This is a genomic window from Devosia sp. A369 (genome assembly GCF_054489345.1).
Genome location: NZ_JBTMWV010000002.1, coordinates 294,281 through 307,884, shown reverse-complemented (window position 1 = coordinate 307,884; position 13,604 = coordinate 294,281). Strand labels below are relative to the sequence as shown.

Genomic DNA, 13,604 nt, shown 5'->3' with positions numbered 1-13,604 from the left:
GAGATGATTTGAGCGGCGTGATCTCGAGATGGGCCCCGGCTCAAGGCCGGGGTGACATTGTGGTTGGGGCGAATCCATACTGTGCCCCCAGCCCTAAATTCCCATCCCGCCGCATTTCCGCCGTTCCAATCCCGGAACCCTGGGCTATGGTCACCCTTGCGTGATTTGCAACGTTCTTCCGCCCCTCAATTGCCGAAAGCGTCATGGCCTCCGTAATCAAGATTTATGCCCTGTTTCTGGGTTCCGCGCTGTTGATGTTTGGCGGCGGCTTGCAGGGCCTGCTGCTGTCGGTCCGTGGTGCCGAGGAAGGGTTTTCGCTGCTGTCGCTGGGCCTGATCGGCACCGGCTGGTCGGTGGGGTTCGTCGCGGGTTCGCTCACCGTGCCGCTGGTGGTGCGCAAGGCCGGCCATATCCGCGCCTTCTCGGTGATGGCCGCCATCGGCACCATCACCATCCTGCTCAATTTGCTGCTGATCAACGATATCAGCTGGATATTGCTGCGGGCGCTATCGGGCTTCTGCTTTGCCGGCGCGGCGATGATCGTCGAGAGCTGGCTCAACGAAGTGGCCGAGAACAAGAGCCGCGGCACGATCTTTTCGATCTACACCACCATCAACATGGCCGCCTCCACCATGGGGCAGATCGCGCTCTCGATCACCGGCGTCGCCGGTTATCTGCCCTTCGTCATCGGCGCCATCAGCTTTATCTGTGCGGTGCTGCCCACCGCGATGACCTCGAGCCCGCAGCCGCGCCCGCTGTCGTCGGCCAAGCTCGATCTCGGCCTGCTGTATAAAACCTCGCCAGTCGCTGCCATCGCCGCCTTTTCGGTGGGCATGGCCAACGGCGCCTTCGGCACTTTGGCGCCGGTCTATGGCTATAAGCAAGGGCTCGACGCAAGCGGCATTGCGCTGCTGTTCGCCGTCGCCGCCATTCTGGGTGCGGTGGCACAAATTCCGTTCGGGCGGCTATCCGACCATATCGACCGCAGGCTGGTGCTGATCGGGCTGGCCGGTTCGGCCGCCGTCGTGGGCGCGCTGACCGTGCTGATCAATCCGACTGCCGGCTGGATGATGTATGTGCTGTTTGCCCTCTACGGCTTCTCGGCCAATCCGATCTATGCAGTGGCGGTCGCCCATGCCAACGACTTCGCCAAGGATGGCGATTTCGCCAAGATCGCCGGCGGCATGCTGCTGACTCTGGGCATCGGGCTGGCCATCGGTCCGACCGTGGCCTCGATGATCATGGAAGTCTGGTCGCCGGTTGGGCTGTTCGTGGTCACCGCCACCTTCCACGCTCTGCTGGCGATCACCGCCTTCCTGCGCATGCGCCTCCGCAAGAGCCGCGACGCCGCCCACCGCACACCGTTCCAGCCGATGGGCGATGACCGGCAGGCGACCCCCGAATCGATTGTGCTCGACCCACGGACTGATAGTGATGAGTTCGAGTTGGGCGAGGCCGAAGCGCCGGTGCCCGAAGAGCTGTCGACGCAGAATGAGGATCGAGGCGATGTTCAAGACCGCACGGTTTGAAGACCGGGCTTTCAAGCCCCTATCCATCGCGGTGATCGCGGTGTCCGACTCGCGGACGCTGGAAACCGATACCGGCGGCGCACTGCTCAAATCGCTGCTCGAAGCCGATGGCCATCATTGCGCCGAGCGCCTGGTGATCCGCGACGATATCCAGCTCATCCGCCAGGCGGTGCAGGGCTTTGTCGCCGACCCCACCGTGGATGTCGTCCTCACCACCGGCGGTACCGGCTTTTCCGGCCGCGACGTGACGCCGGAGGCGGTCGAGCCGCTGTTCGACAAGCGCATGGAGGGCTTCTCCGTGCTGTTCCACCAATATTCGGCGACCACGGTGGGCACCAGCTCACTTCAGTCGCGCGCTACGGCCGGGCTGATCGGCACGACATTCGTCTTTTGCCTGCCCGGCTCGCGCGGCGCCTGCCGCGACGCCTGGGAGGGCATTCTCAGCCACCAGCTCGATTACCGGCACAAGCCCTGCAATTTCGTCGAGCTGATGCCGCGCCTCGCCGAGCGCTGAGTCCACCCCCTATCCCCAGAACAAAAACGGCGCCCCTCACGGAGCGCCGTTTTCGATTCATATCACCACGGCTTAGTGCCCGTGGCTCATCGCCGAGCCGCCTTCGGGCTTGCGGATCATGAACGCCGCTACCACCGCGAAGAGCGAGATGATCGCCCCGACGAAAAACGCCGAGCGAATACCACCGGCCAGGGCCGCGACTTCGTCCAGTCCGCCGGCAGCCAGCGCCGCCGTCTGGATGGTCATTACCGCCACGAACAGGGCAATGCCTGCCGCGCCGGCCAGTTGCTGGACCGAACCCAGCGTGGCGCTGGCGTGGGAATAGAGGTCCTTGGGCACCGAGCTCATCGAGGCGGTGAAGATCGGCGTGAACAGCAGCGCCAGGCCAATGCTCATGGCGATATGACCGGCCATCACGGCCCAGGTCGGGGTATCCTGACCCACCAGGGTCAGCGCCCACATCACCGCCGAGACGATCATCGCGCCGGGCACCGCCAGCACCGTGGGACCGACCCGGTCATAGAGACGACCGACCACCGGACCCATAACGCCCATGATCAAGCCACCGGGCAGCATCAGCAGGCCGGTCTCCAGCGTGTCGAGGCCGAGCACCTTCTGCGTATAGATCGGCAGCAGGATAATGGTGCCCAGCAACGCCATCATGGCGACGAACATCATGCCGATGGAGACGCGATAATTGGCAGACTTGAAGGTGCGCAAATCAAGCAGCGCCTTGTCGTCGCGCTGCAGCATCAGCTGGCGGGCGATGAAGGCCACCATTGCCACCACACCAACGACGAGCGGCGCCCAGACCGGGATCAGCGGCGCGTCGCCGACATGGCCGACCGCCTCGCCGAAGCTCGACAGCCCATAGATCAAGCCGCCAAAGGCCAGTGCCGACAGGATCACCGAGACCACATCCAGCGGCGTATAACGCGGGGTGGAGACATTCTGGATCTTGCGATAGCCCAGCACCAGCGCCCCGACGGCAATCGGCAACACCAGGATGAACATCCAGCGCCAGTCCATATGGGCCAGGATGAAGCCGCCAATGGTCGGGCCAACGGCCGGCGCCACCGACATGACAATGGAGATATTGCCCATGGTCTTGCCACGGGCGTCCGGGGGCACCAGCGACATTACCGTGGTCATCAGCAGCGGCATCATGATGGCGGTGCCGACCGCCTGCACGACACGACCAAAAATCAGCAGCTCAATGCCCGGTGCCACGGCGCAGATCAGCGTGCCGGCGGTGAAGATGGACATGGCCAGAATGAAGATCGGCCGCGTGTTCATGCGCTGCAGCAGGAAGCCGGTGATCGGAATCACTACGGCCATGGTCAGCAGGAATGCCGTGGTCAGCCACTGAGCTACGCCGGCCGTGATCCCCAGATCGGTCATTAGATGCGGAATCGCCACGCTCATGATGGTTTCGTTGAGAAACACCACGAAAGTGGAAACCAGCAACAGGGCGATCACCAGCCTGTTGCGGGCGGCTTCGCTCTGGTTGAGCGGTGGGGTGCCGGCTAGTTCGGCGTCAAAATTGCTTGTGTCGGTACTCATGATATTCCTCGAACCCAGATGGCACTGGGGCTACGGATGACGTCGATAATTTTCGACCGCATCGTGAAAAAATTCTGCGACAGCCGGTGTCAGCAGCCTGATTGTTAAGTGCAAATGTCAGACGACAGCCGCTGCCGAGGCGGCCAATGCAAAGTCATCAATTTAAACATCGCCCGAGCGCATAGCGCCCGCGAAAGGTTGGCAGGTGTAGGCCCGCCCCCTGGTTCCGTCCACCCACACAATTGCAATTCTGGCCTGCAAATTTGGGCCGCCGCCCCTTCTCCCGCATGGCCGGAGCCCCCATATGTAGTCCAGGCCGCCATACAAGTTCTTGTTTTGTTCTCAAAATACTGCTATTTCCTTAATGGCGTTCTGCAGTGACGATTCGACTGCGGCGCGCCCGGCAGGAGATGTCTCATGGCCCTTTATCAGGCCCCCTCGTTCGAAGCCCTCGAAATGCTCAGCCGCAGCCGCGACGCCGATCTGGCGCGGCGTGAACTGCTTGATCCCGACCGCATCCGTGGTCGTGGCGCTCAGAGCAATCGCAGTGGGCGCTTTGAAAAGCAGAGCCGCGAAAGCTTTGATGATGGCTGGGACAATGTCGAGCCGCTCTCGATCTTCGAGACGGTCGAGCATATCGAACGCGCCAAGACCATCATCACCTCCAATGACAGCCCGGATATCAATTTCGATCGCTCGATCAATGCCTATCGCGGCTGCGAGCATGGCTGCTCTTATTGCTTTGCCCGCCCGACCCATGCCTTTCTCGGCCATTCGGCCGGCATCGAGTTCGAGCGCGATATTTACGTCAAGGTCAATGCCGTCGAGACGCTGCGCGCCGAGCTGGCGGCCAAGAGCTATCGGGTCAAGCCCATCGCCATGGGCACCAATACCGACCCCTACCAACCGGCCGAGCGCAAGCACAAGCTGACGCGCGGCATCCTCGAAGTGATGCTGGAAACTCGCCATCCGGTGATGATCACCACCAAATCGGCGCTCATCATCCGCGACCTCGATCTGCTGACCCAGTTGGCCGAATTGGGTCTGGTCAAGGTTGCCCTCTCGATGACCTCGATGGACCACAAGCTCAGCCGCCGCATGGAGCCGCGCGCCTCCTCCCCGGCCCGCCGGCTGGAGGCTATCCGCCTGCTCAGCGAGGCCGGCGTGCCGGTGGCGGTCTGCGCCTCGCCGATGATTCCGGCGATCAACGACATGGAGCTGGAGCGCATTCTCGATGCCGCCGCCGCGCAGGGCGCAAAAAGCGCCTCAATGATCCTGCTGCGCCTGCCCGGCGAAGTGCGCGACGTGTTCCGCGAATGGCTGCTGCGCCATTTCCCCGACCGGGTCCGCCACGTGTTGTCGCTGGTGCGCGACACCAGAGGCGGCCGCGACAACGACCCGCGTTTCGGCTCGCGCTTCACCGGCGAAGGCCCCTACGCCACGCTATTGCGCCAGCGCTTCGACAAGGCGCGCGAACGCTATGGCCTCGACGCCAAACTGCCCGGCCTGCGCAATGACCTGTTCACCGCCCCCCACCTCGAAGAGCGGCAGATGAGTTTGTTTTAGAGGGCCGGTCCCCTCTAATACTGCGCCACCTTGCGCGCATGGCTGGCCATGAAGTCGAGCGACGCCATCACCCCGCGCAGGGATAGCCATACCTGTTTGCTCGCCCCATCGCTCAATGGCACCGTCAGCAGCAGCGCATTGCGCTCCTTCATCCGCTCGATCAGCGCCGCTGTGCGCCCGGGATCAGCGACGAAGAACTGATTTTCGGTATCGTAGCGGGTCTCCAGATCTTCGGTGAAGCTGAACTGGTCCGGGCTCATTCCGCCAAACGCCAGCACCAGCGGCCGGCCGGTATCGATGGTCACCCCATCAGCCGCCACGGTAATGGCCACGTCGAGATCGCCGGTCAGCCGGTTGCGCATCAGGGTCAGCTTATAGGCGGGCAGGCTGGCGCTGTTCAGCTCCTGGCTGCCGGTGCTGGCGAAGCAGGAAAAGCCATAATAGCTGGTGGCGCTCTCATCGATCACATCCGGGCAGGCGGCCAGCCAGTCCCGGTGATATTCCCGCCATTCGCCAAACGGATGGTGGAAGGGCTCGGCTGCCGCCGGCATGACGCTCAAGGCAAGAACAACAAGGACGCTGCCAATTCTGGCGATCATCAAATTCTCTTTGTCTGGCGCCCCCCGGCAGAAGCGATTATAGCAACCGGCCCGCGCCCGGCACAGGGCTAAAGCACGGAGATCGTCATGCATGTCACCCAGCACAAGGGCCTCGTCATCTGCGAATTGCCACCGCAGGGTGGCCTATTGGGCAGTGACCTGACCGCGCCTGGCCTCATCGGCGACGTCTATGACGCCAACCCCGACCTCATCGTGGTGCCGATCTCCCGCCTCGCTCCCGGCTTTCTCGATCTCAGAACCCGCATCGCCGGCGAAGTGTTCCAGAAAATGGAGCAATATGGTCAGCGCCTCGCCATCCAGGGCGATATCGCCGCCAACGTCGCCGCCAGCACAGCGCTGCATGATTTCGTCTATGAGACCAATCGGCGGGGTCATCACCTGTTTGTGCCCGACCGCGCGGCGCTGCTGGCCCGCCTCGGCGATTGACTTGATCGGCGCCAGGATGATGCTGGCGCCATGTTGTTCGATTCGACGCTACAGACCGAGCCTGACTATTCCCATGAGCTGGCGCTCCTGGCGCGGGGCGCCCGTGTCGTTGCCGGCGTCGACGAAGCCGGGCGCGGGCCGCTGGCCGGACCGGTCGTCGTCGCCGCCGTGGTGCTCCACGCCGACGCCATTCCGCTGGGCCTAAACGATTCCAAGAAACTGAGCGAAGATCAGCGCGAAAGCCTGTTCGAGCAGGTGATGGCCGTGGCGCTGGCCGTATCGGTGGTCGTCGCCCCGCCCTCGATCATTCTCAGCCGCAATATTCGCGGCGCCACCCTATGGGGCATGGCCCAGGCCGCCTGTAGCCTCAGCCTGCGCCCCGATCGCGTGTTGATCGATGGCCGCGACGTGCCGCTCGGCCTGCCCTGCGAAGGACTGGCGCTGATCGGTGGCGATGGCCGCAGCGTCTCCATCGCCGCTGCCTCCATCGTCGCCAAGGTCACCCGCGACCGCATGTGCCGCATCATGGATGGCGATGCGCCCCAGTTCGGCTTTGCCGGCCACAAGGGCTATTCCACCGCCAAGCATATGCGCGCTCTGGTCGAGCATGGCCCCTGCCGCCACCACCGCGAAGAATTCGCCCCCGTCGCCGAAGCCTGGGCGCGGGTCCGGGTCGCCTGACCGCCCCTCTTAACCTCCCGCTAACCCCTTAAAAACGCTCCATTAACTCTGCCGCGCTATAACGGGCTTGTTAGTACTGCGTTAGGGTTAAGTGTATGTTGAGTACCGCGCGTAGGGTCGTTCAGGCCACTGCGGAGGAGACCCAGCGTCTCCCCATCGACACTATTCTCGTGGGCGATTGCATCGACCATATGAATAGTTTGCCGGCCGGCTCCGTCGATCTCATCTTTGCCGATCCGCCGTATAATCTGCAGCTTGACCAGAGTCTGACGCGCCCCGACCAGTCCAAGGTCGATGCGGTCGATGACGACTGGGACAAGTTCGACAGCTTTGCCCATTATGACGCCTTCACGCGCGGCTGGCTCAAGGCCGCCCGCCGGGTGCTCAAGCCCGATGGGGCGCTGTGGGTCATCGGCAGCTACCACAATATTTTCCGCGTCGGCACCGCGCTACAGGATCTCGACTACTGGATGCTCAACGACATCGTTTGGCGCAAGGCCAATCCGATGCCGAATTTCCGCGGCACGCGCTTCACCAATGCGCATGAAACGCTGATCTGGGCCGCCAAGAGCCAGAAAAGCCGCGTCACCTTCAATTATGAAGCGATGAAGCTGGCCAATGACGACACGCAGATGCGCAGCGACTGGCTGTTCCCGATCTGCACCGGCAATGAGCGGCTCAAGGACGAGGACGACGAAAAGGTCCATCCGACCCAGAAGCCGGAAGCCCTGCTGTTCCGCATCCTCAATGCCACCACCAAGCCGGGCGATATCGTGCTCGACCCGTTCTTCGGCACCGGCACCACCGGCGCCGTGGCGCGCAAGCTGGGTCGCCATTTCATCGGCATCGAGCGCGAGCAGAGCTATATCAATGCGGCGTTGAAGCGGATTTCCACCATTCGCCCCGGCGTGTTCGAGGCGCTGCAATCGGTAACGCCGAAGCGCAAGGAAACCCGCATTCCGTTTGGTTCGCTGATCGAACAGGGATTAATCGAGCCGGGCGCGCAACTCTTCGACGCATCGAAGCGTTACTTCGCCATGGTTCGTGCTGACGGCTCGCTGATCTCGGGAACCCATCAGGGCTCCATCCACAAGGTGGGGGCGCTGGTTCAGGGAGCGGAAGCCTGTAATGGCTGGACGTTCTGGCATCGCGAACATCTCGGGCAGGTTAGCCCGATCGACGATCTACGCACGGGCATCCGTGCAAAACTTGATTTGCTTTCTGCCTGATCCTGACCTCCAATCAATCAGGCTCTTACCTCGGCCGCCGGTTTGCCCCGGCGGCCTTTTTCTGTGTCAGGCCATCAGTGTGAGGCGGCCCGCTTGCTGGCCGGCCGGCTCTCGCTTGCTTCAAAGCTGAGCGCCCGATCCCCCGCTTCATCGCGAATCCGCGTCGGCAGGCCCATGTCGTTCAGCAGCGCCAGGAACGGCTTGGCCGGCAGTTCCTCGACATTGACCATGCGCTTGGCATCCCAGAGGCCCTTGGCCACCAGGATGGCAGCCGCCACCGGCGGCACTCCGGCGGTATAGGAAATCGCCTGGCTGCCGACTTCGGCATAGCTCTCTTCGTGGTCGGCGACGTTGTAGATGAACACTTCGCGTTCCTCGCCGTCCTTGCGCCCCTTCACCAGATCACCGATGCAGGTCTTGCCGCTATAGGTCGGGGCCAACGAGGCCGGGTCCGGCAACACGGCTTTGACAAGTTTGAGCGGGATCACCTCCAGCCCCTCGGCGGTCATGACCGGCTTTTCCGAGAGCAGGCCCAGATTGTTCAGCACGGTGAACACATTGATGTAATGCGCCCCGAACCCCATCCAGAACCGGACATTGGGCACGTCGAGATTGGCCGAGAGCGAGTGCACCTCGTCATGGCCGGTCAGATAGGTCGTCTGCTCACCCACGACGGGCAGGATATCGCTGCGCTGCATCTCGAACATACGGTTCTCGGTCCAGGCACTATCCTGCCAGCTCCACACGTTGCCGGTGAATTCGCGGAAATTGATCTCCGGATCGAAATTGGTGGCGAAATACCGGCCATGCGAGCCGGCGTTCACGTCAATGATATCGATCGAGTCAATGCTGTCGAAATAGTCCTCGGCAGCCAGCGCGGCATAGGCATTGACCACGCCAGGGTCGAATCCGGCCCCCAGAATGGCGGTAATGCCCTTGCGTTCGCATTCGGTGCGGTGGGTCCATTCATAATTGCCGTACCAGGGCGGGGCTTCGCAGATCCGCTCGGGGTCTTCATGAATGGCGGTGTCGATATAGGCCGCGCCGGTATCCATACAGGCCCGCAGCACGGACATGTTGAGGAAGGCGGAGCCCACATTGATGACGATGCCGGCACGAGCGCGGATGATGAGAGCCTTGGTGGCTTCCACATCCATGGCGTCGAGCTGGTGCGCTTCGAGCACCCCCGGCACCTTCAGCGCGCGTTTGTCGATAATGCTGGCAATGATGGCATGGCATTTATCCACGGTGCGCGAAGCGATGTGGATGGAACCAAGGATGTCGTTGGCCTGGGCGACTTTATGCGCGACGACCTGCGCCACACCCCCGGCCCCGATAATCAGGACGTTCTTTTTCAATTGGCACGAAACACCTAGTCAATACGCGAGCAGCGAGACCTCAGTCAGCACTCTGAACGCGTTCCAATCGGCACCGGCGCCTGAGCGGCTCCCGGCAGTGGCTACGCTGAACCAAGTCGCCCTCTCTAGGAGAGGCTGTCGACATAGTCCGTGTAGGTGAAGCTCTTGACGAGCCGCACCCGACCGTCCAATTCCCTGACCGCAATCGAGGGCATGTGGACGCCGTTGAACCAGTTCTTCTTGACCATGGTGTAACCGCCCGCATCCTGAATGGAGATGCGGTCGCCCACGCTCAAGGGGTTTTCGAACTGGAACTCCCCGAAGATATCGCCGGCAAGGCATGACTTGCCGCATATCATATAGGTATGTTGCCCCATATTCGGGGCGATCTTGGCTTCGATCCGGTAGATCAGCAGATCCAGCATATGGGCTTCGATCGAAGCGTCCACAATGGCGAGTTCCTTGCCATTGTGCAATGTATCCAGCACGCTCACTTCCAGCGTGGTGGAATTGGTAATCGCCGCTTCGCCCGGCTCCAAATAGACTTGCACGCCCCAGCGTTCGGCAAAAAGCTTGAGCCGGTCGGCAAAATCATCGAGCGGATAGTCGGCGCCGGTGAAGTGAATGCCACCGCCCAGGCTCACCCAATCGAGCTGTTCCAGCACGCTGCCGAAGCGCGTTTCGATCTCGCCCAGAATGGCGGAGAAGCTGGCGAAATCATCATTTTCACAATGGCAATGGATCATCACGCCCGAGATCAGCTCCAGCGCCGGCTCGATCCGCGCCAGATCCCACTCCCCCAGCCGGCTATGCGGCCGCGCCGGGTCGGCAATCAGGAAATCGGAGCTGCTGACCTGCGGATTGAGCCGGAGCCCGATCTGCTTGCCCGCCGCCTTGGCGTGAAACCGCTGCAACTGGCCCAGCGAATTGAAGATGATCTTGTCGCAATTGGCCACGACCTCATCGATCTCGCCATCCGAATAGGCGACCGAATAGGCATGCGTTTCGCCGCCGAATTTCTCGTAGCCGAGCTTCACTTCGTTGAGCGAGGACGACGTGGTGCCATCCATATGCTCGGCCATCAGGTCAAACACCGACCAGGTGGCAAAGCATTTAAGCGCCAGCAGGCACTTGGCACCCGAGCGCTCGCGCAACCGCGAAATTTTCTCCAGATTGGAGAGCAAAGCCGTCTTGTCGACGAGATAATAGGGCGTGTTTAACGTCAATGAGCCTGTCGCACCTCTATTGGGGGTGGGCGCCAAAGGCCCGATAGCACCAGTGCGCCATGGCGCGAGTGGATCAGGCCTACCTAACTGCTAACGACCGATAGCTCAAGATACGCTCATGCATTCCAGCCCCGCAGTGAGCAAAACTGCCCTGCCCTTGAGCGCCCGGTGCCCACCATTGTAGATCGTGTCCATGAAACATCTCGCCCTCTGCCTGCTCGCCCTTGTCATGTCCGTGGCCCCAGCCAGTGCCAAAACCATTTGCACCGTCATTGCTGATGCGGAGACCGGGGTGGTGCTGCTGGAACGAGGCGATTGCCGCTCGCGGGTAACGCCGGCCTCGACGTTCAAGCTGGCGCTGAGCGTGATGGGGTTTGACGCTGGCGTGCTCACCGACGCCAGCACGCCCGCCCTGCCCTTCAAAGCGGGCTATGCCGATTGGGGTGGCGACAATTGGCAACAGCCAACAGATCCGACGCGCTGGATGAAATATTCGGTGGTCTGGTTCTCCCAGCAGCTCACTGCCGCGCTGGGCGTCGAAACCTTAGAGCGCTACGCGTTGGCGCTGGGCTACGGCAATGCGGATTTCGCCGGAGATGCGGGCAAGAACAATGCGCTTGAACGCGCCTGGATCAGTTCATCGCTCAAGATCGCGCCTGTCGAGCAGGTGGCGTTTCTCCGCAACCTCCTCAACCGCTCTTTGCCGGTCCAGCCCCACGCCATCGACATGACCCTGGCCATTGTGGAAACCACCCCGGCCGACGAGGGCTGGATGATTTCCGGCAAAACTGGTTCCGCCTATCCGCGATTGGCCGATGGCGCGTTTGACCGCAGCAAAGGCTGGGGCTGGTTCGTGGGCTGGGCCAAGAAGGGGGATCGCACTTTGGTCTTCGCCCGACTCGCTCAGGATGAAAAACGCGAAAGCATCTCCGGGGGGATCAGGGCGAAAGACGCTCTATTGCAGGAATGGCGCGGGCTCGTCGCCGCGCCATAGTCCGCCTTACTCCAGCCCCGCCGCTGCCAGCACCTTGCGGAACAATGTCGGCAGCGCCTCGCCCTTGAGCGCCCGGCGCTCGCTCCACCAGCCGCCATCCATGCCAGTCGCGTCCACCTCGGCCGACCACACTTCCAGTTCCAGCCGGAAATGGGTGAACACATGCACCACCTGCCCGCGATGCTGCCAGGCGCCGGTGACGGGATAGTCCGCGTCCGGCAGCGAAGCTGCCCAGTCCGAGCCCGGCACTTCGGTCATGCCGCCGAGCAGCCCCTTGGTCGGGCGGCTTTGGAGGAACACGTCACCATCGCCGTCGCGCATCACATAGGCATGGCCCTTGCGCACCGGGCGTTCAGCCTTGGCCGGCTTGACCGGATAGATGGTCGGATCGCCTGCCTTGGTCGCCACGCAGCCGGGCTGGATCGGGCACAGCATGCAGGCGGCAGTCCGCGGCGCGCAGATCGTGGCGCCCAGATCCATCATCGCCTGGGCGAAATCGCCGGCCCGCTCCGGCACCGAGGCCTGCAGCGCCGCCCGCAATTCGTCCTTGGCCTCGCGCACCGGCACCGGCAGCGCATAATAGCGCGCCAGCACCCGGTCGAGATTGCCGTCGAGCACCGCAATGGGCTCGTCAAAACAGATCGCGGCGATGGCCGCGCTGGTGTAGGCGCCGATCCCCGGCAGGGTTTGCAGCGCCACCGAACCGGTCGGGAACACGCCATTATGCTGGTCCACCACCGCCTGCGCACAGGCATGCAGATTTCGCGCCCGCGCATAATAGCCCAGCCCCGCCCACTCCTTGAGCACACTGTCGAGTGGCGCGGCGGCGAGATCGAACACCGTCGGCCACAGGCTGGTGAAACGGACGAAATAGCTCTTCACCGCCGCCACGGTGGTCTGTTGCAACATCACTTCGCTGAGCCACACCCGGTATGGATCCGGCCGCACCCCACGCGCCCGCTCCCCCGGCGCGACCCGCCAAGGCAGATCGCGCGCATGGCGATCATACCAGGCAAGAACAGCCGGCGCGTCGATGGGAGCGGGATTGGAGAGGTACATCAGCATCGGATACCCCCACCTCAGCCCTGCCCACAAGACCTGTTTGCGCAAGTCCTGCAACAAATCGCGGTGTCATCCCAGCCTTGAGCCGGGACCCATCCTGAGATGGGTTCACCTGCACGATCTGGGGATGGATCCCGGCTCAAGGTTGGGGTGAGGCAATGTCAAAGAACACCACGGTCGTGGCGCTCAATTGCACAACAGGCTCTTGTGGGCAGGGCCGGGGTGGGGGTATTCCAAGACCCATGGCCAAAGACGACCTTCCCGAGCCCAAGCGCCGCAACCGGACCATGAGCGTGGCCGACGTTTTGTCGGGCGCGCTCGATCCGGTGCTGAAAAAGCGCGGCTTTGCCAGCCGGGACATCATCACCCATTGGTCGGTGATGGCGCCAAAACCCTATGACAGCGTCGCCATTCCCGACAAGCTGAGCTGGCCGCGCGGCGAGCGCAGTGCCGAAGGCGCGACCTTGGTGCTGCGCTGCGTGCCCGGCCATGCGCTGGCCATTGCCCATGAAGGGCCCAAGATCGCGGCGGCGGTCAATCGCTATTTCGGCTTCGTGCTAGTGGGGGCGGTGCGCCTCTCACCCGAGGCATTCACCCCCGGTTCAGCCAAACCGGAGCAAACCTTCCAACCGGCCCCCGAGGTCGTGAGCAAGGTCGGGGCCATGGTGGCCGAGATCGAAAATGACGATGTAAGGGAAGCCTTGCGGAGTCTGGGTCACGCCATGTCCAGCCGGTCAGAGAAAAAATAGGGCCAGTGTTCACCTTAGGTTGATGGATGTGCCCACTTGCCCACACATTTGCCCGGTGTAGTGTCCGCACATTAAAACAGGAGCGTT

The 13,604-nt window shown here is 62.5% G+C and carries 13 protein-coding genes; 8 read left to right on the top strand and 5 right to left on the bottom strand.

What is annotated here, in order from left to right; genetic code table 11:
- Positions 1-203: 203 nt before the first annotated feature.
- Both ACX3OZ_RS04980 and moaB read left to right on the top strand, forming a co-directional pair.
- On the top strand, positions 204-1,529 hold the full coding sequence (locus ACX3OZ_RS04980) for an MFS transporter (RefSeq protein WP_459096675.1): 1,326 nt from the start codon (positions 204-206) through the stop codon (positions 1,527-1,529).
- Positions 1,507-2,043, top strand: coding sequence for a molybdenum cofactor biosynthesis protein B (gene moaB / locus ACX3OZ_RS04975; RefSeq protein ID WP_459096674.1), 537 nt, complete (start codon positions 1,507-1,509; stop codon positions 2,041-2,043). The genes ACX3OZ_RS04980 and moaB overlap by 23 nt, the downstream gene beginning before the upstream one ends.
- A gap of 72 nt (positions 2,044-2,115) precedes the next feature.
- Here the strand turns inward: moaB and ACX3OZ_RS04970 are convergent, their stop codons facing one another.
- A complete protein-coding gene (locus ACX3OZ_RS04970; protein ID WP_459096673.1) occupies positions 2,116-3,606 on the bottom strand; it encodes an MDR family MFS transporter in 1,491 nt (496 codons plus the stop codon).
- A gap of 417 nt (positions 3,607-4,023) precedes the next feature.
- On the opposite strand from ACX3OZ_RS04970, the gene ACX3OZ_RS04965 reads away from it, so the two are divergent.
- Positions 4,024-5,172 (top strand): PA0069 family radical SAM protein, encoded by a 1,149-nt coding sequence (locus tag ACX3OZ_RS04965; protein ID WP_459103950.1) that lies wholly within the window; start codon positions 4,024-4,026, stop codon positions 5,170-5,172.
- A 14-nt stretch (positions 5,173-5,186) separates the two neighbouring features.
- On the opposite strand, the gene ACX3OZ_RS04960 is transcribed toward ACX3OZ_RS04965, so the two are convergent.
- Positions 5,187-5,771, bottom strand: coding sequence for a hypothetical protein (locus tag ACX3OZ_RS04960; protein WP_459096671.1), 585 nt, complete (start codon positions 5,769-5,771; stop codon positions 5,187-5,189).
- Positions 5,772-5,858: 87 nt separating this feature from the next.
- Here ACX3OZ_RS04960 and ACX3OZ_RS04955 point away from each other — a divergent pair, with 87 nt between their 5' ends.
- From ACX3OZ_RS04955 to ACX3OZ_RS04945, 3 genes are all read left to right on the top strand, one after another.
- Entirely contained in the window at positions 5,859-6,218 is a 360-nt protein-coding gene (locus ACX3OZ_RS04955; RefSeq protein ID WP_459103949.1) for a DUF4180 domain-containing protein, read from the top strand.
- 30 nt (positions 6,219-6,248) lie between these two features.
- The gene (locus ACX3OZ_RS04950) at positions 6,249-6,899 is read left to right on the top strand and encodes a ribonuclease HII (protein ID WP_459096669.1); all 651 of its coding nucleotides are present in this window, start codon (positions 6,249-6,251) and stop codon (positions 6,897-6,899) included.
- A 98-nt stretch (positions 6,900-6,997) separates the two neighbouring features.
- Positions 6,998-8,128 carry a DNA methyltransferase gene (locus tag ACX3OZ_RS04945; protein WP_459096738.1) on the top strand — a complete coding sequence of 377 codons (1,131 nt, stop codon included), beginning with the start codon at positions 6,998-7,000 and terminating at the stop codon, positions 8,126-8,128.
- 74 nt (positions 8,129-8,202) lie between these two features.
- Here the strand turns inward: ACX3OZ_RS04945 and ACX3OZ_RS04940 are convergent, their stop codons facing one another.
- Together ACX3OZ_RS04940 and ACX3OZ_RS04935 are read right to left on the bottom strand one after the other, a co-directional pair.
- The gene (locus tag ACX3OZ_RS04940) at positions 8,203-9,486 is read right to left on the bottom strand and encodes a saccharopine dehydrogenase family protein (RefSeq protein ID WP_459103948.1); all 1,284 of its coding nucleotides are present in this window, start codon (positions 9,484-9,486) and stop codon (positions 8,203-8,205) included.
- A 125-nt stretch (positions 9,487-9,611) separates the two neighbouring features.
- A complete protein-coding gene (locus ACX3OZ_RS04935) occupies positions 9,612-10,712 on the bottom strand; it encodes a carboxynorspermidine decarboxylase (RefSeq protein WP_459096667.1) in 1,101 nt (366 codons plus the stop codon).
- A 187-nt stretch (positions 10,713-10,899) separates the two neighbouring features.
- Here ACX3OZ_RS04935 and blaOXA point away from each other — a divergent pair, with 187 nt between their 5' ends.
- Positions 10,900-11,706: a class D beta-lactamase gene (blaOXA, locus tag ACX3OZ_RS04930; protein ID WP_459096666.1), complete on the top strand. Its 807-nt coding sequence runs from the start codon at positions 10,900-10,902 to the stop codon at positions 11,704-11,706.
- Between the two features lie 6 nt (positions 11,707-11,712).
- Here the strand turns inward: blaOXA and ACX3OZ_RS04925 are convergent, their stop codons facing one another.
- Positions 11,713-12,771, bottom strand: coding sequence for an A/G-specific adenine glycosylase (locus ACX3OZ_RS04925; RefSeq protein ID WP_459096665.1), 1,059 nt, complete (start codon positions 12,769-12,771; stop codon positions 11,713-11,715).
- A 239-nt stretch (positions 12,772-13,010) separates the two neighbouring features.
- Here ACX3OZ_RS04925 and ACX3OZ_RS04920 point away from each other — a divergent pair, with 239 nt between their 5' ends.
- Entirely contained in the window at positions 13,011-13,517 is a 507-nt protein-coding gene (locus ACX3OZ_RS04920; RefSeq protein WP_459103947.1) for a DUF721 domain-containing protein, read from the top strand.
- Positions 13,518-13,604 lie beyond the last annotated feature (87 nt).